Source organism: Aureimonas sp. Leaf454 (genome assembly GCF_001424685.1).
Classification (GTDB): domain Bacteria; phylum Pseudomonadota; class Alphaproteobacteria; order Rhizobiales; family Rhizobiaceae; genus Plantimonas.
Genome location: NZ_LMQT01000021.1, coordinates 36,994 through 59,787, shown reverse-complemented (window position 1 = coordinate 59,787; position 22,794 = coordinate 36,994). Strand labels below are relative to the sequence as shown.

Here is a 22,794-nt window from a genome sequence, read left to right as displayed (position 1 = left end):
CACCTCGCCGCCGCGTACAGGCCGCACGTTCGAACGCGCCCTCGAGACCGGACAGAGGTGCCGGGATCGGATAAGCAACCGGCATGATCGCCTCGACCCTGCGCGCCCTCGCCTTCCTGACCCGGCTGAAACCGGTCGCCTCCGCCTTTTCCGGGCATCATCGGCTCGGCGCGGACGTGCCCGCCTTTCCGCTGGCCGGGCTCGTCGCGGCGGCGCCGTCCGCCCTGGTGCTCGTCGCTGCCACGGGGCTCGGCCTGTCGCCGCTCGTCGGCGCGGTTCTCGCCACAGGGCTTCTCACGGCGCTGACCGGTGCCCTTCACGAGGACGGGCTCGCCGATCTGGCGGATGGGCTCGGAGGCCATCACGGCAAGACGCGCGCGCTCGCCATCATGAAGGACAGCCGCATCGGCGCCTACGGCACGCTCGCGCTGGTCCTCTCCCTGGCGTTGCGCATCGCGCTCCTGGCCGGTCTCGCGGAGCACTCGGCTTTCGATGCGGCGCTGATCCTCCTCGCCGCGGCGGCCGCGAGCCGGGGCGCGATGGGCTGGCTCTGGTCGAGCCTCCCCTCTGCCGATCCCGGCGGTCTCGCCGATCGCGTCGGCCAGCCCGATTCCGGCGAGGGACGGCGATCGGCGGCGATCGGCGCCGCGATCCTTCTCGTCCTCGCCTCGGTCACGGTCGGCCCGTTCGCCGCCGCCCTGCCGCTCGTCCTCGGCATCCTCGCCCTTGGACAGGTGCGCAAGCTCCTTCAGGCGCGTCTCGGCGGCCAGACGGGGGATGGGCTCGGCGCGGGGCAGCAGATCGCCGACCTCACGATCCTCCTCGGCTTCGCGATCGGTGCCGGAATCACGTGAGGGAGGCGAGAAGGGAAAGACCCAGCGCCGCGAGGAGGATGTTTCCGAGCCGCGCGAGGAGAACCAGCGAGCGGTCGATGTCGGCCGGCCGGGCGTCCCTCCGCCCGCCGGCATTGAGATGTTCGGCGTCGACGAGGATCTCGCCGTAGCGCCGAGGCCCGCCGAGCGCGAGGCCGAGCGCCCCCGCGACGGCGGCCTCGGGCCAGCCGGCATTCGGCGAGCGGTGCGTTCCCGCGTCGCGCCAGGCGGCGCGGAGCGCGCGGGCGAAGGCCGGCCCCGACGCCAGCGCGAAGAGAAGCGCGGTCAGGCGCGCGGGGACGAGATTGGCGAGATCGTCGAGCCGAGCCGCCGCCCAACCGAAGGCGAGATGGCGCTCGGAGCGGTGGCCGATCATGGAATCGGCCGTGTTGAGTAGCTTGTAGGCGAGAAGACCGGGGAGCCCGAGGACGAGATAGGCGAGAAACGGCGCGACAAGTCCGTCGGAAGCGTTTTCCGCCAGGCTCTCGATCGCGGCGCGGCAGACGCCCGCCTCGTCGAGGCCGTCCGGATCGCGTCCGACGATCATCGAAACGGCCCGCCGGCCGCCGGCAAGGCCCTCCTGCCGGAGCGCCCGCGCAACGGCTTCGACGTGATCGGCAAGGCTCTTGTGCGCGAGGAACACCGCGGCGACGAGCGCTTCGAGCGCAAGGCCCGCCATTCCAAGGCCAGAGAGGATCGCGTGAAGACCGACGCCGACCGCGAGCGTGACGGCGAGAAGCGACAGGATCGATACGACGCCGTTCCGACGTCGCGCGGCGAAGGAGAGAGCGTCGCGATTGAAGCGCCGGTCCACCCAGGCGATCGCCCGGCCGAAGACGACGACCGGATGCGGCACGCGCCGCCACAGCCAGGGGGGGTCGCCGACGAGCCGGTCGAGAACCGTCGCGGCGAGCAGCGCGGCCAGATGGGCGCTCATGGCGCGAGGTCGATCACGTGGAGGAAAGAGCCGGCGACGCGTCCCTCGCGCAGCCCGGCAAGGCCGAGATCGGTTCCCTGCGCGTCCTCGATCTGGAAGAGCGGCAGAGCCGGCCCCTGCGACAGGATGGTCGCATAGTGGAATTCATGCGCCGTCACGTCGCCCGCGAAGGGAAAGGTGCCGAGCGCGCTCGCCCTGCGATAGCCGAGATGAAGCCGCCGCGCGGCGAAGCTCGTCTCCAGCGGCAGGAGCCCCGTCATCGCATGGCGCGTGCCCGACGCGTCGACGAGACCGTGCCCGAGCACCATGTAGCCGCCGCACTCGCCGTAGATCGCGGCGCCCTCGGCGGCCTTGCGCCGGAGGCCCGCCGCGAAACGGCTGCAGGCGGCGAGACGACCCGCATGAAGCTCGGGATAGCCGCCGGGCAGGTAGACCGCATCCGCGCCGGCATCCGGCGCTTCGTCGCCGAGCGGCGAGAAGAACAGGATCTGCGCCCCCGCCCGGCGCCAGCCCTGGAGAAGATGGGGATAGGCGAAGGCGAAGGCGTCGTCCCGCGCGACCGCGATCCGTTGGCCGAGCGGAGGCAGACGCGCCACGTCCGGGCCCCGTCGCGCCGTGCGCCGCGCCAGGCGCTCCACCGCCTCCATGTCGCAATGGTCCGCGACGAGGCGCGCCGCGCCTTCGATGAAGCTCTCGAGCGCGCCGTGCTCGCCGGCCTGGACCAGGCCGAGATGGCGCTCGGGCAGAACGAGCGCCGCAGCGCGCGGGATCGCGCCGAGAACCGGAACCGCCAGCGGCGCCAGCGCCGTGCGCAGCATGGTCTCGTGCCGGTCGGAGCCGACGCGGTTGAGAAGAAGGCCGGACAGGGCGATGTCCGGGCGATGGTCTCGGAAACCCCGCACGAGAGCGGCCACCGAATGGGAAACCTTGGCGCAGTCGACGACGAGGAGAACGGCCAGCCCGAGACGCCGGGCGAGGTCGGCCGAGGAGCCCGAACCGTCCGCCGCCCCGTCGAACAGCCCCATCATGCCCTCGACGACGAAAGCATCGCCGTCGACCTGACCGGCCAGCGCTTCCACGAGATCGCCGCGCATCGCCCAGGGGTCGAGATTGAGCGCCGCGCGTCCGGTCGCCGCGGCATGGAAGGCCGGATCGATGTAGTCCGGGCCCGCCTTGGCCGCGGCGACGGCCGAGCCGCGGCCGCTCAAGGCCCGGAGGAGCGCGAGCGTCAGGACCGTCTTCCCGGAGCCGGAGGCGGGAGACGCGACGAGAAGTCCGTTCATGGCCGTCGACCCCGACGAAGCAAGACCTTACCGAGCGGCCCGGGCCGGCCTATAGAAGCGCTATGACGGCCGCGCGCGAGGATCACAGCGAGGACAGGGCGAAGGCCGGCCCCGGCGGCCCGCTCCGGCGCGGCTGGACGACGGGCGCCTGCGCGACCGCGGCGACCAAGGCCGCGCTGACCGCGCTCCTCACCGGCGCCTTTCCCGATCCCGTGGAGATCCTCCTCCCGAAGGGCGAGCGGCCCGCCTTCGCCTTGAACCGGCAGCGCCTTTTCGACGGCGCGGCGATGGCCTCGATCGTCAAGGATGCCGGCGACGATCCCGACGTGACGCATCTGGCCGAAATCGTCTCGACGGTCCGCCGAGGCCTGCCCGGCACCGGCATCGCCTTTCGCGCCGGTCCCGGCGTCGGCACCGTGACGATGCCGGGCCTGCCGATCCCGCCGGGCGAGCCGGCGATCAATCCGGTTCCCCGCGCGCTGATGCGCGGGGTCGTCGAGGCGCTGGCGCAGGAACATGGCCCCTGCGCCGATCTCGAGATCGAGATCGGCGTCACGGGCGGCGAGGCGCTGGCGCGGCAGACCTGGAATCCCCGACTCGGCATCGTCGGCGGTCTCTCGATCCTCGGGACGACCGGGATCGTCCATCCCTTTTCCTGCTCGGCCTGGATCCATTCGATCCATCGCGGCGTCGACGTCGCGCGGGCCGCGGGGCTTGGCCATGTCGTCGGGTCCACCGGATCCACCAGCGAGGATGCCGCGCGCCGCCGCTTCCCGGAGCTTCCGGAGATCGCCTATCTCGACATGGGCGACTTCGCGGGAGGGCTTTTGAAGTATCTCCGCCTCCATCCCGTCCCGCGCCTGACGATCGCCGGCGGCTTCGCCAAGCTTGCCAAGCTCGCCCAAGGCGCGATGGATCTCCATTCGGGCCGCAGCCAGGTGGACCTCGCCTTTCTCGCCGATCTCGCGGCAAGCGCGGACAAGGGCGATGCGCTGCGCGCGTCGATCCTTTCGGCCAACACGGCGAAGGCCGCCCTCGATCTCGCGCGCCACGCGGGGATCGATCTCGGGCAGGCGGTCGCCGATCAGGCCCGCGCGCGCGCCGAAGCGCTGCTGCGCGGGGCCGATGTCGCCGTGGACATTCTCGTCGTCGACCGCTCGGGCGGGGGGGTCGGCCATGCCGGCTGAGACGATCCTCCTCCTGGCGGGAACGGCGGAGGGACGCGCGCTGGCCGAACGGATCTCCGAGGAGCGACCGGACAGCCGGCTCGTCACCGCTCTCGCCGGGCGCACGCTCTTCCCCAAACGACCGGCGGGCGAGGTCCGGGTGGGCGGCTTCGGCGGAGCGGAGGGACTGGCGCGGTTCCTTCTCGCCGAGGGCGTGACGCGGCTCGTCGATGCGACCCATCCCTTCGCCGCCGGCATCGCGCGCAACGCCGCGCAGGCCGCGAGCGGGACGGGCGTGCCGCGCCTGAAGCTCCTGCGGCCGGCCTGGACGCCGGGCGCGCGGGATCGCTGGACGCCGGTCTCCTGCCTCGGCGCGGCGCGCGATGCGTTGCCCGAGGGCGCAAGGCCTTTCCTGGCGCTCGGCCGACAACACCTCGCCCCGTTCCGGCACCGGAGCGATCTGCGACCCGTCCTGCGCATGGTCGATCCGCCGGAGGAGCCCCTGCCCTTTCTGGCCGATCTCGTTCTCGGTCTTCCCTCGGCCGATCCGGTGGAGGAGATCGCGCTGTTCCGGCGCTTCGGGGTGACGCATCTCGTCTGCCGAAACTCCGGCGGGGATGCTTCGTCGGCAAAGCTCGTTGCGGCCCGGCGGCTCGGGCTCCCCGTCGTCATCGTGGCGCGGCCCGTTTCACCGCCAGGGCCGACGGTGTCCGAGTTGCAGGAGGTCCTCGACTGGTTGTCGTGACGGCTCAAGGAACCGCCTTGTAAGACGCGCCGCGACGGGGGCGGAGCACATGGACGTGGTTCGCGTCGTAGAGCTTGGAATCCACGAAATCGGTCGCGCCCAGCGCCCGGCCGACGAAGATCAACGCGGTCCGCGTCAGCTTGGCGTCGCGGATGCGGGTGTGGATGTCGCCGAGCGTGCCGCGGATGAAGGCCTCGTCCGGCCAGCCCACGCGATAGGCGACGACGACGGGACAGTCCGGCCCGTAGGCCTCCACCGGCTCCAGTTCGCGCTTGATGTGGCCGATATTGCGCACGGAGAGATGGATCGCGAGCGTCGCGCCGCTTCGGGCGAGCGTCGCGAGATCCTCGCCCGCGGGCATGGCGGAGGATTTCATGGCCGTGCGCGTCAGGATCACGGTCTGGCAGACCTCCGGAACGGTCAGTTCCAGCTTCAGCGCGGCGGCGGCTGCGGCGAAGGCGGGCACGCCGGGCGTGACGTCGAAGGGAATGCCCAGCGCGTCCAGCCGCCGCATCTGCTCGGCCGTCGCGCCGTAGAGCGAGGGATCGCCGGAATGGACGCGGGCGACGTCGAGGCCCGCCGCATGCGCCTGCTCCATCTCGGCGACGATCTCGTCGAGGGTCATCGGCGCGGTGTCGAGGACGCGCGCACCGGCCGGCGCCGCCGCGACGATCGCCTCGGGCACCAGCGATCCCGCGAAGAGACAGACCGGGCAGCTTTCGATGAGGCGCAGGCCGCGCACGGTGATGAGGTCGGGCGCGCCCGGGCCGGCCCCGATGAAATGAACGGTCATGCCGCGCTGTCCCCTCGTTCGGATCGGGCAGCGGCGAGGCCGCTTCCCTGCTTGTCCGCATAGCCGCGGGGCGTGTAGGCCCAGCGCCGTCCGTCCCCGGCCGCGACGAGACGCGTTTGCGACGAGCCGACGATCACGACCGTCAGCATGTCGACCTCCTCGATGTCGAGCGCCGCCAGTTCGACGATCCGGACATGCTCGCCCTCGCGCCCGAGATTGGTCGCGAGGATCACGGGCGTAGCGGCCGGACGGTGGCGGAGGAGGACGTCGCGCGCATGGGCGAGCTGCGTGCGGCGACGCCGGGAGACGGGATTGTAGAAGGCGATCACGAAATCGCCCGTCGCCGCCGCCATGACCCGCCGCTCGATCGCGGGCCAAGGCGTCAGCAGGTCGGAGAGCGAGATCGTGCAGAAGTCGTGGCCGAGCGGCGCGCCCGCCCGCGCCGCCGCCGCCTGGAGGGCCGAGATGCCCGGCGAGACCGCGATCTCGATGCGACGGGCGGCCGGGGAGACCCCGCCCGTGTCGAGAAGCTCGAAGACGAGCGTCGCCATGGCGTAGATGCCGGCATCGCCCGAACAGACGAGCGCGACGTCGCGGCCCTCGCCGGCGAGTTCCATCGCATGGCGCACGCGCTTCTCCTCGTCGCCGAGGGGGAAGTCGTGGCGTGTCTTGCCCGTTCCGAGCGGGCCGAGGAGGTCGAGATAGAGCGAGTAGCCGACGAGGTCGCTGGCCGTCTCGACCATGGCCGACACTTCGGGCGAGCGCCACTGCGCCCCGCCCGGACCGATGCCGACGACGAAGAGCCGGCCCCGCGCCCGGCCGATGCCTGTCGGATCCACCGGCATCGGCGCCTTGGCCAGCGCGGCGGTGACCCGCGCGCCCTTGCGCTTGGGAACCAGCAGCGCGCCGTGCGGTCCGACAGCGGCCAGAGCCGCGCCCTCGCTGACCCCGTGGCAGCCGGTTTCGGCGAAGACGATCTCGGACGGATTGGCGAGACGCGGCGCCTCGGCTTCGAGCGTGGCCGCGTCGAAGAAGCGCGCCGGCACGGCGAAATGGGCGGCGACGGCATGGACGGCGGCCTCATCGGCCTTGAGGTCGATCGAGGCGATGGCGGCGAGCGAGAGCCGGCTGACCTTCGCTTCCGCCAGCACGGTTTGCGCCAGGGCGATCGCGTCCGCCGCCGGCGCACCGCGCTCGGTCCCGATGCCGAGGACAAGGTTGGCCGGACGGTACAGAAGCTCGCGCGCGGCTGGTGGGCGATCCTCCTCGGTGATGCTGAGCGTCACGCGTCCGTCGTCCGCGATCGGGATCGCGGAAGCGGCGAGCCAGGGCGCGTCGCCCGCGATCCAGGCCTCCTCGCCGGCGACGAGATCGGCCATGACGGTCTTGGCATCCCCCGTGTTTTCGAGGCGCCAACCGGCGGGCGGCTCATCGAGCGCCACGCCGAAGCGCAGATCGCCGGCGGTGGTGATCGCCGGGGCGACGCCGAGGGCCGCGGCGATCCGCCGGGCGAGATCGTTGGCGCCGCGATGCCCGCCGAGCAGCGGCACGACGGCGGAGCCGTCTTCGGCGACGGCGAGAACGGGCGGCTCGGCCGACTTGTCGGCGAGGAGGGGCGCGAGGATGCGGATCACGGCGCCGGACGCCATCAGCGCGAGGATGGGCCGCCCCTCGGCGAAGAGCGACGCCAGGTGCGGCCCGACCTTGGCAAAGCTCCGCTCCGCATCCGCGCGGCCGGCGAGGCCATGGACCTCGCCCGAGATCAGCGCCGCGATGCGGCGCGCGAGCGGAAGCGCGGCTGCGGACAGGGTGACGACGGCCGGCTTCATCGAGCGTCTCCCGTGTCGCCGGCAAGGCCGAGCAACGCCGGCTCCGAGCCGCGATAGCCGAGGATCAGGGCGAAATAGGGAGCCGCGTCCGGCGCTCGGCGGAGCGGCAGGATGCGCTCGTCCGCCTGCGTCGCGCGCTCGACATAGCTCGACCGGGATTCCAGACCGAGGCGGGAGAGGAGAGCGCGGATGCGCGGCATGTGCCGGCCGAGCTTCAGAATCGCGAAACCCTCCGCGCGTTCGATCAACGTCTCGATCGCGGCATCGTCCAGCGGCGCGGGAATGACGGTGAACCCATCGTTGCGGGCGGCGAGCGGACGAAGGGCCCGCGCCGATGCGGCGTTGATCGAGGTGATGCCGGGCACGATCTCGACCGGGTGATGGGCGGCGAGGCGTTCGAAGAGATACATGAAGGAGCCGTAGAAGAAGGGATCGCCCTCGCAGAGCACCGCGACGTCGCGGCCGGCTTCGAGATGGGTCGAAATGCGGACGGCCGCGGCGTCGTAGACGTCCTTCGCCGGCGCGCGGTCGACGCGCATCGGCACGAGGATCTCGATCTCCTCCTGACCCGCCGGCAGGTGGCCTTCCACGATGCGCCGGGCGATCGATGGACCGCTGTCGGAGGCGGGATAGGCGATGACGGGCGCGGCCTTCAGGATGCGCAGCGCCTTCAGCGTCAGGAGTTCGGGATCACCCGGGCCGACGCCGACCCCGTAGAGCCGGCCGCGCCTTGATGCGACCGTCATGCCGGGGCCTTGGTCAGGTGCCAGTGGACGACCGTCATCGCCGGCTTGAAGCCGCGATAGGGGCCGACCGGCTCGGCCGTTTCCACCGCGACCCGCAGAAGCTCCCCGCCGTGCTCGGCATGAAGCCCGATCAGGATCGCCTCCGATTCCAGCGTCACCGCATGGGCGACGAGACGGCCGCCGGGCTTCAGCGCGGCGAAGGCCGGCTCGAAAATATCGTCGGACAGGCCGCCCCCGAGAAAGACCGCGTCCGGCGCGTCCAGCGCGGCGAAGGCGGCCGGCGCGCGGCCGGCGACGATCCGAAGCTCGGGAACGCCGAAGACGGCGGCGTTCTCGGCCATCATCGCGCGCCGCGCCTCCACCGGCTCGATCGCGACGGATCGAAGATGGCGGCCGGCCCGCAGCCATTCCACCGAGATCGAGCCGGAGCCCGCGCCGACGTCCCAGAGAAGATCGCCCGGCATCGGAGCGAGCGCGGCGATGGCGAGGGCGCGCAGCACCCGCTTGGTCATCTTGCCGTCATGGATGAAGCCGTCGTCGGGAAGGCCGGGCACGAGGGGCCGGGGTTCGGCGGCCCGGCCCGGCCGGCAGAGGATCGCGACGGTGTTCAACGCCGCGACATCGGAAAGATCGAAGTCGAGCGCGCTCGACTCGCGCAAGCGCTCCTTCGGTCCGCCCATATGCTCGAGGATGGTGAGCCGGCTCGGACCGTAGCCGCGCGAGGTGAGAAGGCGCGCGAGCGCCTTCGGGCTGTCGCCGTCCTCGGACAGGACGAGGAGCCGTGCGCCCGGCTGGAGATGGCGCAGCACGGCCTCCAGGGGCCGGCCATGGACCGTGAGGCAGACGGTGTCCTCCAGCGGCCAGCCGAGCCGCGCGGCGGCGAGCGAGAAGGCGGACGGCGCCACGATGACGCGCATTTCGGCGGCGGGAATGTCGCGGGCCAGCGTCGCGCCGACGCCGAACCACATGGGATCGCCGGTGGCGAGGACGACGGTCGGCTGACCGCGCCGGGCCGCGAGCGCCTCGATCGAGCGGGCGAAGGGCTGCGCCCATTCCACGCGCCGGGCGCGGTGGTCGCCGAGCATGGCGAGATGGCGCTTGCCGCCGAAGACGGTCGTGGCCGTGCCGAGCGCGGCGCGCGCCTCGGGGGTCAGCGTCGCGAGGCCGCCATCCCCGATGCCGATGATGGTCAGCCAGCGCGGGCTCATGCGATGCCTCCGGCAAGCCCGGCGGCGAGCGCGTTGACGGCGGCGGAAGCCAGCGCCGAGCCGCCGCGCCGGCCATGGACCGTCACGAAGGGCACGCCGCGCGCATCCCGCGCGAGCTCGGCCTTGGCTTCGGCGGCGCCGACGAAACCGACGGGCAGGCCGAGGATGACGGCCGGGCGCGGCGCCCCGGCATCAAGGCGCTCCAGCAGTCGGAACAGAGCGGTCGGCGCATTGCCGATCGCCACCACGGCGCCCTCCAGCGCGTCGTCCCAGAGATCCACCTGCGCGGCCGAGCGGGTGGTGCCGAGCCGGGCGGCGAGCAGAGCCACGGCCGGATCGTTCAAGCGGCAGATCACGGCATTGTCGGCGGGAAGATTCCGCCCGATGACCCCGTGGGCGACCATTTCGGCATCGCAGAGGACCGGCCGCCCCGCGGCGAGCGCCGCGCGCCCCGCCTCGACAGCGCCCGGCGACAGTTCGAGATCATCCAGGATATCCGGCATGCCGCAGGCATGGACGAGCCGGATCGCAAGCTCCCGCGCCGCGTCCGGCACGCGCCCGAGATCGGCCAGCGCGCGGATCGCCGCGAAGCTTTCGGCATAGATGGCGGCGGGATCGCGCAGGTAGTCCAAGCCCGACGCGCTCAAGGCTTCGCCATCGAGCGCGGACCGAGCGGATGGTCGGCATGGGGATAGGGATGGTGAACATGGGCGTGGCCGCCGGGCCCGTGATCGTGGCCGTGGCCGTGGCCGTGTGCCTCTGCATGATCCGCATGGGCGTTTGCAGGCGCATGGTCGTGGCCATGGGCATGGGCATGATCATGGCCGTGCGGATGATCATGGGCATGGCCGTGGTCATGGTCGGGATGATGATGGTCGTGGTGATGGTCGTGGCCGTGCGCATGGCCATGCGGCGCGTGCCGGTGGTCGGCGGTCGCCTTGGCGGGCACGGTCTTGCAGGCGCCGGTGCAGGCGCGGTCGCACAGGTTGCAGTCGGCGGAGGACCCGATCCCCTCGACATGGTGGTGGTGGCTTTCCTGCGGCAGGCCGACCTCGGCCTCGAAGCCGAGCACCTGCTCGCGGTACTTGCACATTCCGCAGTTCATGTTGTTCGTGCCGTCGAGAATCTCGTGCAGCCGGTCGACGAAGGTCTCCACCACGAGATCGTGCGCGCCGAGATAGGGCGCCTTCAGGAACTCGATCTCCGGATGGCGCGCCGCCACGAGATCGGTCTGCTCATGGATGCGGCGAACGAGGACGCCGGTGAAGAGGAAGTAGGGAAAGACGACGATCCGCCGGTAGCCGAGACGGGCGGCATGCTCCAGCCCCGGCTCCACCAGCGGGAAGGTGACGCCGGAATAGGCGGTCTCGCCCCAGCCGAAGCCGAGCCCTTCCCAGAGCATGCGCATGACCTTGGCGACGTTGGAATTGGCGTCGGGATCGGAGGCGCCGCGGCCGACGACGACGAGCATCGTGTCGTGCAGCGGCTCGCCGTCGCGCCAGCCGTTGGCACGCAGGCATTCCCGGATCCGCTCGCCGGCCGCGCGGATCATCTTCGGGTCGATGCCGAGTTCGCGCCCGTAGTCGATGGGAAGGCCGTTGGCCGCCGCATAGGTGTTGAGGACGGAGGGAATGTCGTTCTTGGCGTGGCCCGCGGCGAAGAGCATGCCCGGCAGGGCGAGAACCCGGCGCGCGCCGCCCTCCCGCAGGCGGTCGAGGCCCTCGCGGATGACCGGACGGGCGAATTCGAGATAGCCGTGCTCGACCGTCCAGTCCGGCAGGCGCTTCACGAGCTTCTGCGCCAGGCCGGAGAATTCTTCCATCGCGGCCGCGTCGCGGCTTCCATGGCCGCAGAGCATCAAGGCGTTCATCGCATCCTCCTCCGTTCCCAATCGCCGGAGGAGCGCCGACGGCGGAAAAGCCGAGGCGGACCGATCCGACAGCTTCCGTCCTGGCCCCCTGCTTGGGTCGGCCGCACCGGAATCGCTGGAGAGCCCCGAACGGGGCACCGTCAGTGTGATGCCCGGTAAACAGCACGGGCGCGCATCCGTCAAATCACGGCCGCATCCTCACCCCGCGACATCGAGGCGGCGGATCTCACGTCTTCCTTCCCGCTTTCCAAAGCCCGCGGGGACGGCTAGGCACCGGTGCTTCCGCCGGGACGACGCCATGCTCACCGAAACCTTCCTTCTTCTCGTCGCCGCGGGGTTCCTCGCCGGCTTCATCGACGCGATCGCGGGCGGCGGCGGGCTGATCACCGTGCCCGCACTTCTCATCGGCGGGCTCGATCCCCTGTCGGCGCTCGGCACGAACAAGATGCAATCGCTCTTCGGCTCGGGGTCGGCCTCGCTGGCCTATGCCCGCAAAGGCCATGTCGACCTGAAGAAGCTGGCGCCCACCGCCCTCCTCTCCTTCGGCGGCGCGGTGCTTGGCGCGCTCGGCGCCCTGGTCCTGCCGACGGACGTCCTGAAGACGATCCTGCCCGTCCTCCTCATCGCCATCGCGCTCTTCTTCGCCTTCAAGCCGGGGCTCTCCGACGAGGATGCCGGTCGGCGCGTCACGCCGATCGTCTTCGCCCTCGTGCTGGTGCCCCTCATCGGCGCCTATGACGGGCTTTTCGGGCCGGGCACGGGCTCGTTCTTCATGGTGGCCTTCGTCACGCTCGCCGGTTTCGGGGTCCTGAAAGCCACCGCGCACACCAAGCTTCTCAACTTCGCGTCCAATGTCGGCGGCTTCGTCGTCTTCGCGGCGACGGGGACGATCCTCTGGAAGCTCGGCCTCGCCATGGGCGCGGCGCAGTTCGTCGGCGCACGCGTCGGCGCGGGCTTCGCCATGCGCTTCGGCTCGAAGATCATCCGGCCGCTGCTCGTCGTCACCTGTCTGGCGCTCGCGACGAAGCTGCTCGCGGGATGAGCGGGGCATCAGCCGTGCGCGGACCCGCCGCGATCATGCTGCAGGGCACGGGGTCGGATGTCGGCAAGACCGTGCTCGTCGCCGGGCTCTGCCGGCTCTTCGCGCGCCGGGGCCTGCGCGTGCGCCCGTTCAAGCCGCAGAACATGTCGAACAACGCGGCGGTCGCCGCCATTCCCGGCTCCTCCGAGATGGGTGAGATCGGCCGGGCGCAATGGCTTCAGGCGCTCGCCTGCGGCGTCGCGCCGAGCGTCCACATGAACCCGGTTCTCCTGAAGCCCCAATCGGAAACGGGCTCGCAGATCGTCGTCGCGGGCCGCCTCGCCGGCCAAGCGAGCGGGCGCGACTACCAGCGGCTGAAGCCGACGCTTCTCGGCGCGGTGCTGGAGAGCTTCCGCGCGCTCTCGGCCGAGGCCGATCTCGTGATCGTGGAGGGCGCGGGCTCGCCGGCCGAGATCAATCTTCGCGCCGGCGACATCGCCAATATGGGGTTTGCGACCGCCGCGAACGTGCCCGTCCTTCTCGTCGGCGACATCGACCGGGGCGGCGTCATCGCCTCGCTGGTCGGCACGCACACGGTGCTGGACGCCGCCGACCGTGCGATGATCTCCGGCTTCCTGATCAACAAGTTCCGCGGCGACGTCTCGCTCTTCGACGAGGGCCTCGCCGCCGTCACGCATTTCACCGGCTGGCCCTCGGTCGGCGTCGTGCCGCATCTGCGGGAAACGGCGCGCCTGCCGGCGGAGGATTCCGTCGCGCTGGAGCGGATGAGCGCGGCCGGTCCGGGCGCTCTGACGGTCGCCGTCCCGATGCTCGGGCGGATCGCCAATTTCGACGATCTCGATCCGCTCGCCGCCGAGCCCGGCGTCGAGGTCGTCTTCGTGCGGCCCGGCGAGCCTCTGCCCGGCCGCGCCAGGCTCGTCCTGGTTCCCGGCTCGAAATCCACCATTGCCGATCTCGCCGCCTTCCGCGCCTGCGGCTGGGAGCGCGACCTCCGGGACCATGTCGCCCGGGGCGGCCATGTCGTCGGCCTCTGCGGCGGCTACCAGATGCTCGGCCGGCGCGTGCGCGATCCCCATGGCGTCGAAGGCTCGGTGCGCGAGGCGCAGGGGCTCGGCCTTCTCGACGTGGACACCGTGATGGCGCGGGAGAAGACGCTGCGGGAGGTCGAGGCGGTGACGCCGGACGGCGAGCGGGTCGAGGGCTACGAAATCCATCTCGGCTTGACGGAAGGGCCCGACCGCGCGCGGCCGGTCGTCCTCTCCGGCGGGGTGCCGGAGGGGGCGCGAAGCGCGGACGGCCGCATCATCGGCACCTACCTCCACGGACTCTTCTCGGCCGACGGCTGGCGGCGGCGCTTCCTGGCGGGGCTCGGCCATCACGCCGAGCCGCGCGACCACCGCGCCGGCGTCGAGGCCGCGCTCGACGCCGTTGCGGACGCGCTGGAGGTGCATCTCGACGTGGAGCGGATCCTCGCCATCGCCCGACGCCGCCTTTAGGTCAGGCTTTCATGCGCGCGGCGAGGAAGGCCCTAAAAGCATCGTCGTAGCCGCCGTGCCAGCGCGACAGAGGCGGGCGGTTCTCCGCGATGTCGCCGGCCGCCCAGAGAATGCGCGCTTCGTCCATCTCCCGCGTCACCTCGCCGTCGGGGCAGAGGATGTAGAAGTCTCCGGCGTCGATCCGCTCCAGCATGAAATCGACCGTCTCTTCCGGTGTCCAGGCGCCCGCCGGCTTCTCGGTGCGACCCTTGGCGGTGAGACCGGTGAAGACGAAGCCGGGAATGAGGAGCTTCGCCTCGATCTGTCGTCCCGCCTTGCCGCGAAGCTCGTGCTCCAGCGCCTCGGTGAAGGTCTTCACGCCGGATTTCGAGACGTTGTAGGCGGGATCGCCCGGCGGCGTCGTGATGCCCTGCTTGGAGCCGGTGTTGATGACGAGGCCGGGCTCGCCGGTCTCCAGCATGCGCGGCACGAAGACCTGGCAGCCCGAGACGACGCCGCCGAGATTGACCGCGAGGATGCGCGCCCAGGCGTCCTTTGGGCCGAAGATGGCGCTGCCGGGCTGGATGCCGGCATTGTTCATGAGGACGTTGACCCGTCCGAAGGTCGCGAAGGCCTCGTCCGCGAGGGCTTCCAGCGCGGCACGGTCGGCGACGTCGACGCGGCGGGCCAGCACCTGCGCACCGCCTTGCGCGGCCCCCGAAAGCTCCGCCATGGCCGCATCGAGCGCGGCTTCGTCGGCATCGGCGACGAGGACGTTCAGGCCGGCGCCGACGAGGCGACGGGCGGCGGCAAGGCCGATGCCGCCAGCACCGCCGGTGACGACGGCGGTGCTGGCGGGAGCGAGAGCGGGATGGTTCATCGGGCGGCTTTCGGATGGGCACCGGGCGGCGGACGGCCGGGAGGGCGGCTCTGCGATGCGGGGAACGGAGAAACTCAGGCCGTCAGATAGTTGCCGGACGACCGCTGTCGACGTCTCCAAGCGGCGCGCGAGGGCGCCGGTGGCCTTGGGCGGGACCCTGCCGGTTCGTTGACTTGAAGCCGAATGCGTCTATCCTGCCCCGCGGATGGTCCGGCGGCGCAGATCTCGCGTCATCGGCTAAGAGGGAATGCGAAGGGACGACCCAATCCGGGATCCCGCGTCGCAGCCGACCCCGCGACTGTAGAGCGGCGAGGTCCTTCCACCCCGGGGAATGCGCGACAGCGCTTTCGCAGCGACAAACGCCGGCAGCGTTGACGCACGGGGGAAACGCCACTGACGCCGAGAGGCGCCGGGAAGGCAGGAAGAGACCGACGACCCGCGAGCCAGGAGACCTGCCATCCCATGAAAAGGCCGCGATTCCCGCGTGCCTTCACGGAGGTTGAGCATGTCCGTTTCCCACGAGGTCCCGCACGGGACCCTTTCGCCTGTCGCCATCGCCCCTTCGACGCGTCTTCTCGCCGGCCTGTCCGCGATGATCCTCGGTCTTGTCCTGGTCTGGGGCGCCGGTTTCGCGTCCGCCCAGACGCTGCACGACACCGCCCACGACGTGCGCCACGGCTTCGGCTTTCCCTGCCATTGAGCCGATGAGCAGCCTCTAGCACGGACCGCTTGAGGCTCGGCCGATCTCCGCTTGTGCGGGGAGATGACCGGCAAGGCAGAGGGCGCGCCGTCGAGAACGACGGTCGCGGTCCGATGGGTGCGGCTCCGATATCGTCGCGGTTCGCCCCCCCTGTCCTGCCGGACATTTCCTCCTCCCGGGGGAGATCGCCGCGTGAGGGATGTCGTCAGGGTCCCGGTCGCTTCGCGGTCGGGACAGGGCGGCATGACATCCGCCCGAGACGCAGGTCGCTCCCGCAAGGATGAGCGCTTCACCGGGCCACCGACAGGACAAACCATGATCACCCGCCTCCTCCTCGCCACGCTCGGCGCCGGACTTCTCGCAGGCCTTCTGCTCACGCCGATCCAATATGCCGGGATCGTGCCGCTCATCATCCAGGCCGAATCCTACGAAGACGGCGGCGCGGCGCACGACCATGCGTCGGCCCGCGGCTTCGTTGGGACGGCCGAAGCCGCCGCACCGGACGCTGCACTGCTCTTCGCCCATAGCGCGGCCGGCGGCGAAGCGCATGGACACGGGGAGCCGGGAGCCGGCGCGGATGGGCATCACGCGCCCGCGTCGGTCGAGAGCCGGCTCTTCGGCACGCTCCTTGCCAATCTCGTGACCGGGACCGGCTTCGCGCTGATTCTCGCCGCCGCGAGCCTCGTCGCGGGACGGCCGATCACGGCGACGAACGGGCTTGCCTGGGGGGCGCTCGGCTTCGCGGTGGTCTCGCTCGCTCCCGCGCTCGGCCTCGCGCCGGAGCTTCCCGCCATGCCCGCCGCGGACCTTGCGGACCGGCAGATCTGGTGGATCGCGACCGTCGCGCTCTCGGCGCTCGGGACGGGGCTCATGATCCTCGCCCGCTGGCCCGCCGTGAAGGCGCTCGGCGTTCTCGCGCTCGTCCTGCCGCATCTCCACGGCGCGCCGCAGCCGGCCGATCTCGCAAGCCCCGTGCCGCCGACGCTCGCGGCCGAATTCGCCGTTGCCTCGCTCGCGACCTCCGCCGCGTTCTGGTTGTTTCTCGGCCTTGCGCTCGGCCTCGCCTTCGACCGGTTGAAGCGCGGCACCGGACCGGCGGCGTTCGCATGACGCTGCCGGTCCCGATCCTTCGCAACGGCGCGACGCTTGTTCTCGGCGGCGCGCGCTCCGGCAAAAGCCGTTTCGCGGAGGGGCTGATCGAGGCTTCGCCGCTCGATCCCCTCTACATCGCGACCGCGGGCGCTCCCGGCGAGGACAGCGAGATGGCAGCCCGAATCGCGGAGCACCGAGCCCGGCGCGGCGAGCGCTGGCGGGACACGCAGGCGCCGCTCGATCTTTGCGGCGCGCTGGAGCGGCACGCCCAGCTCGGCACGGCGGTTCTCGTCGACTGCCTCACGCTCTGGCTAACGAACCTGATGGTCGAGGGCCGCGACGTCCTCGCCGAAAGCGAGGCGCTGGTCGAGACGCTGTTCCAGGATCGCTTCTCGCCCGTCGTCCTCGTCTCCAACGAGGTCGGCCTCGGCATCGTGCCGGACAATGCCATGGCCCGCGCCTTCCGCGACCATGCCGGCCGGCTCCACCAATCCATCGCGGCACGCGCCGGCGACGTCTATTTCGTCGCCGCCGGACTGCCGCTGAAGCTCAAGGGCTGATGTCATGCATAAAATTCCGGCAACCGTCGTCACCGGCTTTCTCGGCGCGGGCAAGACGACGCTGATCCGCAACCTCCTTCAAAATGCCGGCGGGCGGCGCATCGCGCTGATCATCAACGAGTTCGGCGATCTCGGCGTCGACGGCGATCTCCTCAAGGGCTGCGGCGTGGAGACCTGCCGCGAGGAGGACGTGGTGGAGCTCACCAACGGCTGCATCTGCTGCACGGTCGCCGACGACTTCATCCCGACCATGACCAAGCTGCTCGAACGCGCCGACCGGCTCGACCACATCGTGATCGAGACGTCCGGCCTCGCCTTGCCCCAGCCGCTCGTGGCGGCGTTCAACTGGCCGGACGTGAAGGCGCGCGTGACGGTCGACGGCGTCGTCACCGTGATCGACGCGGCGGCGGTCGCCGCCGGGCGCTTCGCCAGCGACGAGGGCAAGCTCGCCGAACAGCGCGCGGCGGACGAGAGCCTCGACCACGACGATCCGCTGGAGGAACTGTTCGAGGACCAGATCCGCGCGGCCGATCTCCTCATCCTCAACAAGGCCGATCTCCTCGACGATGCGGGTCTTGCGAGCGTGCGCCGCACGGTGGAAGAGGCGTCCGGCGGGCGTGTCATGAAGATGCTCCCGGCCGAGCACGGAAAGCTGCCCGCCGACATCCTGCTCGGCCTCGGCGCGGCAACGGAAGACCGCATCGCCGACCGTCGCTCGCATCACGAGATCGAGCACGCGGGCGGCGAGCCGCACGACCACGACGATTTCGAGAGCTTCGTCGCGGAGGCCGGCGAGATCGCGGATGTCGCCGACTTCACGATGGGCCTGAAACGCCTCCTCGAACGCCACGATATCCTGCGCCTCAAGGGCTTCGCCCATGTCGCGGGCAAGCCGGCCCGGCTCGTGGTGCAGGCGGTCGGCCACCGCATCGAGACCTATTTCGACCGGCCCTGGGCGCAGGGCGAAGCGCGCCAAACGCGCCTGGTGGTGATCGGCCTCCACGATGGGCTGGACGATGCGACGATCCTCGCCGATATCGCGGCGCTGGGAACCAAGGCTGCGAAGGCCGCCTGATGCATCTCCTCCTCGCCCGCGCCGGCACGGTGGCGGAGGCCGGCGAGGCGGTCGATCTCGGCCAGTCCGCGGCAGACCTCGTGGTGCTCTCGGCAGCCGACACGGAGCTTGCCGCGCTCGCCGGGGCGGCGCGGCGGCAGGGGCTCGAAGCCCCGTCGCTGCGGCTCGCCAATCTCCTGCGCCTGCAACACCCGATGTCGGTCGACACCTCGATCGAGCGCACGTTCCGGCATGCCGGGCTGATCGTCGTGCGGCTGCTCGGGGGTGCAGGCTACTGGCCCTATGGCTGCGAGGCGCTGCTGTCGCTGGCGCAGCGGTCCGGCGTCAGGCTCGCGGTACTGCCGGGCGACGACAAGCCCGATCCGGGACTGGAGCGGTTCTCGACCGTGCCGCAGGCGGATCGCGAGCGGCTGTGGCGGTGCCTGTGCGAGGGCGGCGCGGCCAACGCGGACGCGTTCCTGGCCGGCTGCCGGTCGGTGATCGAGGGACGGCCCCTGGAGATCGAGCCTCGGCCGCTGATGAAGGCGGGGGTGCTGGAGCGGGGGGTGGCGAGATCGCAGGGCGCATCGCCTTCGCCGGCCGTCGACGGCGGCGCCTCGTCTCCCTCCCGTCCGCCTGCCCGCCGTTCTCCCTCGAGGGGGCAGACCAGACCGGGAGCGGACCTTCGCCCCGTCGCCGCGGTCGTGTTCTACCGCGCGCTCGTGCAGAGCGGACAGACCGCGCCGGTGGACGCCTTGTGCGCGGCGTTGGAGACCGAGGGCTTCGAGGCGCTGCCGGTCTTCGTCGCCAGCCTCAAGGATCCCGTCTCCGCCGAGACCGTGCGCGCGATCTTCGCGCGTCAGCCGCCCTCCGTCGTCGTCAACCTCACCGGCTTCGCCGTCTCCTCACCCGGCGGCGCACACGTGCCGACCGTGCTGGAGGAGAACGGCGCCGTCGTGCTGCAGGCCGTTCTTTCCGGTGGGCGCGAGGAGGCCTGGGCCGCCTCGGCGCGGGGTCTTTTCGCCCGTGATCTCGCCATGAACGTCGCCCTGCCCGAGGTGGACGGCCGGGTCATGACGCGCGCGGTCGCCTTCAAGGCGGCGGCCGAATGGGACGCGGCGACCGAGTGCGAGATCGTCGAGCACCGCGCGGTGCCGGACCGCCTCGCCTTCGTCGCCCGCCTCGCGCGCAACTGGGCTCGGCTTCGGGCGACGCCAGCGGCGGAGCGCCGCGTCGCGATCCTTCTCGCCAATTATCCGAACCGCGACGGACGGATCGCGAACGGCGTCGGACTGGACACGCCGGCCGGCACGATCGCCGTGCTTCGGGCGATGTCGGCGGCGGGCTACGACACCGGCGCGATCCCCGACGACGGCGACGCCTTGGTCGCCCACATCCTGAAGGGACCGACCAATGACGGCTGGCGGGATCGCGAGGTCCGGGAATGGATGCCGGCGAGCGCCTATGCCGAGACCTTCGCCGCCCTGCCGGAGGCCGTCCGGCAATCGGTGACCGAGCGCTGGGGCGGACCGGAGGCCGATCCGTTCTTCGATCCGGCGCGGGGGTTCGCCCTGCCGCTCGCGCGCTTCGGCCATGTCATCGTCGGCATCCAGCCGGCGCGCGGCTACAACATCGACCCCAAGGAGACCTACCACTCTCCCGACCTCGTCCCGCCGCACCATTACATCGCGACCTATGCTTACTTGCGCGAGGTGTTCGGCATCCATGCGGTCGTCCACATGGGCAAGCACGGCAATCTCGAATGGCTGCCGGGCAAGGCGCTGGCGCTGAGCCGGGACTGCCTTCCCGAGGCCGTGCTCGGGCCCCTGCCCCACCTCTATCCCTTCATCGTCAACGATCCCGGCGAGGGCACGCAGGCCAAGCGCCGTGCCTCCGCCGTGATCGTCGACCATCTGACGCCGCCTTTGACGAGGGCCGAGAGCTACGGCCCCTTGCGCGATCTCGAACGGCTCGTGGACGAGGTCTACGCGGCGGACGGCGACGCGAGACGAACGGCGCTCCTGAAGCGCCAGATCTTCGCATTGCTCGGAGACGAGGGAATCGGGGCGGATGCCGGCATCGCGTCGGACGAGACCGGAGACGCCGCTCTGGAGCGGCTGGATGCCTGGCTCTGCGATCTGAAGGAGATGCAGATCCGCGACGGGCTGCACATCTTCGGCCTGTCGCCGGAGGGGCGGTTGCTGACCGATCTCGTCGTGGCGCTGGCGCGGCTGCCGCGCGGCTACGAGGCCGGGGACGCCTCGCTGCACCGGGCGATCGCCACGGATCTGGAGCTGTCGGGGACGAGCGACGCGTCGAGGCGCCCCTTCGATCCCCTCGACTGCGACCTCTCCGCGCCCTGGACCGGCCCCCGTCCACAGCTTCTCCACACATTGTCCACCGACCCCTGGCGCACCGCCGGCGACACGGTGGAGCGCATCGAACTCCTGGCATCCGGCCTCGTCTCCGGCGAGATCCGGCCGGATATCCCCATGCCGTCCACAGCCCCCGTTCTGGCGGCCATCGAGTCCCGGCTGAAGCCTGCCGTGACCGCCTGCGGCCCGGCCGAGATCGCCGGGCTCCTCGCCGGGCTCGACGGGCGCTTCGTTCCCCCCGGCCCCTCCGGCGCGCCCTCGCGCGGGCGTCCGGACGTGCTGCCGACGGGGCGCAACTTCTTCTCGGTCGACGTCAGGGCCGTGCCGACCCCGGCCGCCTTCACGCTCGGAGCGGCCTCGGCCGAACTGCTCGTCACACGCCACCTGCAGGATCACGGCGAGTGGCCCGCCGCGATCGGCCTCACCTGCTGGGGCACCGCGAACATGCGCACCGGCGGCGACGATCTCGCGCAAGCCCTGGCTCTGATCGGCGCCAGACCCGTCTGGGACCTCGCATCGGGCCGCGTCACGGGCTACGCGATCCGCACGCTCGCCGAACTCGGGCGGCCGCGCGTCGACGTCACGCTTCGCATTTCAGGCTTCTTCCGCGACGCCTTTCCCGACCAGATCGCGCTGTTCGACCGGGCGGCGCGGGCCATCGGCGCGCTGGACGAGCCCGCGGAGGACAACCCGATCGCGGCGCGCATGGCGGCGGAGCGCGCGGACCTCGAAGCGGCGGGGCTGTCGCACGCGGAGGCGGACGCCCGCGCGGGCTTTCGCATCTTCGGCTCCAAGCCCGGCGCCTACGGAGCCGGTCTTCAGGCGCTGGTCGACGAGGGCGGATGGCGCGACGCCGGCGACCTCGCCGAGGGCTTTCTCGTCTGGGGCTCCTATGCCTACGGCCACGAGGTCGAGGGCGATGGCGCGCGCGCCGAGTTCGAGGCACGGCTCGGACGGCTCGACGCGGTGGTGCAGAACCAGGACAATCGCGAGCACGATCTTCTCGATTCCGACGATTACTACCAGTTCGAAGGCGGCATGACGGCGGCGGTGGAGCATCTCTCCGGCGCGCGGCCGGCGGTCTACCACAACGACCACTCGCGGCCCGAGCGCCCCGTGATCCGCACGTTGCAGGAGGAGATCGCCCGCGTCGTGCGGGCCCGCGTGGTCAATCCGAAATGGATCGCGGGCGTCATGCGCCACGGCTATAAGGGCGCCTTCGAAATGGCGGCGACGGTCGATTATCTCTTCGCCTTCGCGGCGACGACGGGCGCCGTCGCCGACCATCATTTCGATGCGGTCCATCGCGCCTATCTCCTCGACGAGACCGTGCGCGGCTTCCTCCTCGCCCACAACGAAGCGGCCTATCGAGAAATGAACGCCAGGCTTCTCGAGGCGATCGACCGGGGCCTCTGGTCGCCCCGCTCGAACTCGGCGAGGATGTCCCTCGCCGCCGCCCACCCAGCCGCTCCCGCATCTGACTGAACGGACGAACCGACATGGCCGAGATCTCCCCCGCCATCGCCAACCTCACCGAGGACGAGCTCGACGCGCGCCATGCGGAGAAGATGAAGAAGAAGAAGGCCGCGCGCGACAAGATCCTCGCCACCAAGACCGAGGAAAAGGGCCTTGTCATCGTTCACACCGGCAAGGGCAAGGGCAAGTCCACCGCCGCCTTCGGCCTCGTCTTCCGCGCGCTCGGCAACGGCATGAAGGTCGGCATCGTCCAGTTCGTGAAGGGCAAATGGGAGACCGGCGAGCGCCAGGCGCTGGAGCGCTTTCCCGGCGAGGTGACGATCACCGCCATGGGCGACGGCTTCACCTGGGAGACGCAGGACCGCCGCCGCGACATCGAGGCGGCGAAGGCCGCCTGGGCGCGCGCGGTGGAGCTGATCATGGACGAGGAGCACCAGCTCGTGCTGCTCGACGAATTGAACATCGTCCTTCGCTACGACTATCTCGACCTCGCCGAGGTGCTCGCGGTCCTGGCCGAGAAGCCGGCGATGAAGCATGTCGTCATCACGGGGCGGAACGCCAAGGAAGACCTGATCGAATTCGCCGATCTCGTGACCGAGATGGAGGCGATCAAGCATCCCTTCCGCTCCGGCGTGAAAGCGCAGCGCGGCATCGAATTCTGATCATCGCTCCCGAACGGCCGGGCCTTCCC

General features: G+C 71.2%; 20 protein-coding genes and 1 riboswitch. Of the genes, 11 read left to right on the top strand and 9 right to left on the bottom strand.

Features of this window, described 5'->3' with window-relative positions; all coding sequences use genetic code 11:
* Positions 1-83: 83 nt before the first annotated feature.
* Positions 84-854, top strand: a complete 771-nt coding sequence (locus ASG43_RS15585; protein WP_056506969.1) for an adenosylcobinamide-GDP ribazoletransferase — start codon at positions 84-86, stop codon at positions 852-854.
* Here the strand turns inward: ASG43_RS15585 and cbiB are convergent.
* Positions 847-1,809 carry an adenosylcobinamide-phosphate synthase CbiB gene (gene cbiB / locus ASG43_RS15580; protein WP_056506965.1) on the bottom strand — a complete coding sequence of 321 codons (963 nt, stop codon included), beginning with the start codon at positions 1,807-1,809 and terminating at the stop codon, positions 847-849. The genes ASG43_RS15585 and cbiB overlap by 8 nt on opposite strands.
* On the bottom strand, positions 1,806-3,092 hold the full coding sequence (locus ASG43_RS15575) for a cobyrinate a,c-diamide synthase (RefSeq protein ID WP_056506963.1): 1,287 nt from the start codon (positions 3,090-3,092) through the stop codon (positions 1,806-1,808). Before ASG43_RS15575 ends, cbiB begins: the two co-directional genes overlap by 4 nt.
* Positions 3,093-3,154: 62 nt before the next feature.
* Between ASG43_RS15575 and ASG43_RS15570 the strand changes: the two genes are divergently transcribed.
* Positions 3,155-4,279, top strand: coding sequence for a cobalt-precorrin-5B (C(1))-methyltransferase (locus tag ASG43_RS15570; RefSeq protein ID WP_056506960.1), 1,125 nt, complete (start codon positions 3,155-3,157; stop codon positions 4,277-4,279).
* Positions 4,269-5,003: a cobalt-precorrin-6A reductase gene (locus tag ASG43_RS15565; protein ID WP_056506957.1), complete on the top strand. Its 735-nt coding sequence runs from the start codon at positions 4,269-4,271 to the stop codon at positions 5,001-5,003. The genes ASG43_RS15570 and ASG43_RS15565 overlap by 11 nt, the downstream gene beginning before the upstream one ends.
* Positions 5,004-5,007: 4 nt before the next feature.
* Here the strand turns inward: ASG43_RS15565 and cobM are convergent, their stop codons facing one another.
* The 6 genes from cobM to ASG43_RS15535 are packed head-to-tail and all read right to left on the bottom strand — an operon-like array spanning position 5,008 to position 11,449.
* Complete coding sequence (gene cobM, locus ASG43_RS15560) at positions 5,008-5,796, bottom strand: precorrin-4 C(11)-methyltransferase (RefSeq protein ID WP_056506954.1); 789 nt, start codon at positions 5,794-5,796, stop codon at positions 5,008-5,010.
* Complete coding sequence (gene cobJ / locus ASG43_RS15555) at positions 5,793-7,625, bottom strand: precorrin-3B C(17)-methyltransferase (protein WP_056506951.1); 1,833 nt, start codon at positions 7,623-7,625, stop codon at positions 5,793-5,795. The genes cobM and cobJ overlap by 4 nt, the downstream gene beginning before the upstream one ends.
* Complete coding sequence (gene cobI / locus ASG43_RS15550; protein WP_056506948.1) at positions 7,622-8,371, bottom strand: precorrin-2 C(20)-methyltransferase; 750 nt, start codon at positions 8,369-8,371, stop codon at positions 7,622-7,624. The genes cobJ and cobI overlap by 4 nt, the downstream gene beginning before the upstream one ends.
* On the bottom strand, positions 8,368-9,579 hold the full coding sequence (locus tag ASG43_RS15545; RefSeq protein WP_056506945.1) for a bifunctional cobalt-precorrin-7 (C(5))-methyltransferase/cobalt-precorrin-6B (C(15))-methyltransferase: 1,212 nt from the start codon (positions 9,577-9,579) through the stop codon (positions 8,368-8,370). The genes cobI and ASG43_RS15545 overlap by 4 nt, the downstream gene beginning before the upstream one ends.
* On the bottom strand, positions 9,576-10,211 hold the full coding sequence (locus tag ASG43_RS15540) for a precorrin-8X methylmutase (protein WP_056506942.1): 636 nt from the start codon (positions 10,209-10,211) through the stop codon (positions 9,576-9,578). The genes ASG43_RS15545 and ASG43_RS15540 overlap by 4 nt, the downstream gene beginning before the upstream one ends.
* 11 nt (positions 10,212-10,222) lie before the next feature.
* Positions 10,223-11,449 (bottom strand): sirohydrochlorin chelatase, encoded by a 1,227-nt coding sequence (locus tag ASG43_RS15535; RefSeq protein ID WP_056506939.1) that lies wholly within the window; start codon positions 11,447-11,449, stop codon positions 10,223-10,225.
* 298 nt (positions 11,450-11,747) lie between these two features.
* Here ASG43_RS15535 and ASG43_RS15530 point away from each other — a divergent pair, with 298 nt between their 5' ends.
* Positions 11,748-12,491 (top strand): TSUP family transporter, encoded by a 744-nt coding sequence (locus ASG43_RS15530; protein WP_056506937.1) that lies wholly within the window; start codon positions 11,748-11,750, stop codon positions 12,489-12,491.
* Positions 12,488-13,987 (top strand): cobyric acid synthase, encoded by a 1,500-nt coding sequence (locus tag ASG43_RS15525; protein ID WP_056506934.1) that lies wholly within the window; start codon positions 12,488-12,490, stop codon positions 13,985-13,987. The genes ASG43_RS15530 and ASG43_RS15525 overlap by 4 nt, the downstream gene beginning before the upstream one ends.
* Before the next feature lies 1 nt (position 13,988).
* Here the strand turns inward: ASG43_RS15525 and ASG43_RS15520 are convergent, their stop codons facing one another.
* Positions 13,989-14,846 carry an SDR family NAD(P)-dependent oxidoreductase gene (locus ASG43_RS15520; RefSeq protein ID WP_056506931.1) on the bottom strand — a complete coding sequence of 286 codons (858 nt, stop codon included), beginning with the start codon at positions 14,844-14,846 and terminating at the stop codon, positions 13,989-13,991.
* 189 nt (positions 14,847-15,035) lie between these two features.
* A riboswitch (cobalamin riboswitch) is annotated at positions 15,036-15,321 on the top strand.
* A 30-nt stretch (positions 15,322-15,351) separates the two neighbouring features.
* On the opposite strand from ASG43_RS15520, the gene ASG43_RS15515 reads away from it, so the two are divergent.
* From ASG43_RS15515 to cobO, 6 genes are all read left to right on the top strand, one after another.
* Positions 15,352-15,546, top strand: coding sequence for a CbtB domain-containing protein (locus tag ASG43_RS15515; protein WP_056506929.1), 195 nt, complete (start codon positions 15,352-15,354; stop codon positions 15,544-15,546).
* Between the two features lie 315 nt (positions 15,547-15,861).
* Positions 15,862-16,656, top strand: coding sequence for a CbtA family protein (locus ASG43_RS15510; RefSeq protein ID WP_056506926.1), 795 nt, complete (start codon positions 15,862-15,864; stop codon positions 16,654-16,656).
* Between the two features lie 14 nt (positions 16,657-16,670).
* Positions 16,671-17,198: a bifunctional adenosylcobinamide kinase/adenosylcobinamide-phosphate guanylyltransferase gene (gene cobU, locus ASG43_RS15505; RefSeq protein WP_200939521.1), complete on the top strand. Its 528-nt coding sequence runs from the start codon at positions 16,671-16,673 to the stop codon at positions 17,196-17,198.
* Positions 17,199-17,202: 4 nt separating this feature from the next.
* Complete coding sequence (gene cobW / locus ASG43_RS15500; protein WP_056506922.1) at positions 17,203-18,273, top strand: cobalamin biosynthesis protein CobW; 1,071 nt, start codon at positions 17,203-17,205, stop codon at positions 18,271-18,273.
* Entirely contained in the window at positions 18,273-22,112 is a 3,840-nt protein-coding gene (gene cobN / locus ASG43_RS15495) for a cobaltochelatase subunit CobN (RefSeq protein WP_056506919.1), read from the top strand. The genes cobW and cobN overlap by 1 nt, the downstream gene beginning before the upstream one ends.
* A gap of 14 nt (positions 22,113-22,126) precedes the next feature.
* Positions 22,127-22,765 (top strand): cob(I)yrinic acid a,c-diamide adenosyltransferase, encoded by a 639-nt coding sequence (cobO, locus tag ASG43_RS15490; RefSeq protein ID WP_056506916.1) that lies wholly within the window; start codon positions 22,127-22,129, stop codon positions 22,763-22,765.
* Positions 22,766-22,794 lie beyond the last annotated feature (29 nt).

Excerpts from the sequence above, each read along its gene's own strand:
- ASG43_RS15570 (WP_056506960.1), top strand. The coding sequence starts at position 3,155 with ATGACGGCCGCGCGCGAGGATCACAGCGAGGACAGGGCGAAGGCCGGC.
- cobW (WP_056506922.1), top strand. The coding sequence starts at position 17,203 with ATGCATAAAATTCCGGCAACCGTCGTCACCGGCTTTCTCGGCGCGGGC.
- cobM (WP_056506954.1), bottom strand. The coding sequence starts at position 5,796 with ATGACCGTTCATTTCATCGGGGCCGGCCCGGGCGCGCCCGACCTCATC.
- cbiB (WP_056506965.1), bottom strand. The coding sequence starts at position 1,809 with ATGAGCGCCCATCTGGCCGCGCTGCTCGCCGCGACGGTTCTCGACCGG.
- cobI (WP_056506948.1), bottom strand. The coding sequence starts at position 8,371 with ATGACGGTCGCATCAAGGCGCGGCCGGCTCTACGGGGTCGGCGTCGGC.
- ASG43_RS15575 (WP_056506963.1), bottom strand. The coding sequence starts at position 3,092 with ATGAACGGACTTCTCGTCGCGTCTCCCGCCTCCGGCTCCGGGAAGACG.
- cobO (WP_056506916.1), top strand. The coding sequence starts at position 22,127 with ATGGCCGAGATCTCCCCCGCCATCGCCAACCTCACCGAGGACGAGCTC.
- ASG43_RS15530 (WP_056506937.1), top strand. The coding sequence starts at position 11,748 with ATGCTCACCGAAACCTTCCTTCTTCTCGTCGCCGCGGGGTTCCTCGCC.
- ASG43_RS15545 (WP_056506945.1), bottom strand. The coding sequence starts at position 9,579 with ATGAGCCCGCGCTGGCTGACCATCATCGGCATCGGGGATGGCGGCCTC.
- cobN (WP_056506919.1), top strand. The coding sequence starts at position 18,273 with ATGCATCTCCTCCTCGCCCGCGCCGGCACGGTGGCGGAGGCCGGCGAG.
- ASG43_RS15565 (WP_056506957.1), top strand. The coding sequence starts at position 4,269 with ATGCCGGCTGAGACGATCCTCCTCCTGGCGGGAACGGCGGAGGGACGC.
- ASG43_RS15535 (WP_056506939.1), bottom strand. The coding sequence starts at position 11,449 with ATGAACGCCTTGATGCTCTGCGGCCATGGAAGCCGCGACGCGGCCGCG.
- ASG43_RS15585 (WP_056506969.1), top strand. The coding sequence starts at position 84 with ATGATCGCCTCGACCCTGCGCGCCCTCGCCTTCCTGACCCGGCTGAAA.
- ASG43_RS15510 (WP_056506926.1), top strand. The coding sequence starts at position 15,862 with ATGATCACCCGCCTCCTCCTCGCCACGCTCGGCGCCGGACTTCTCGCA.
- ASG43_RS15525 (WP_056506934.1), top strand. The coding sequence starts at position 12,488 with ATGAGCGGGGCATCAGCCGTGCGCGGACCCGCCGCGATCATGCTGCAG.
- cobJ (WP_056506951.1), bottom strand. The coding sequence starts at position 7,625 with ATGAAGCCGGCCGTCGTCACCCTGTCCGCAGCCGCGCTTCCGCTCGCG.
- ASG43_RS15515 (WP_056506929.1), top strand. The coding sequence starts at position 15,352 with ATGTCCGTTTCCCACGAGGTCCCGCACGGGACCCTTTCGCCTGTCGCC.
- ASG43_RS15520 (WP_056506931.1), bottom strand. The coding sequence starts at position 14,846 with ATGAACCATCCCGCTCTCGCTCCCGCCAGCACCGCCGTCGTCACCGGC.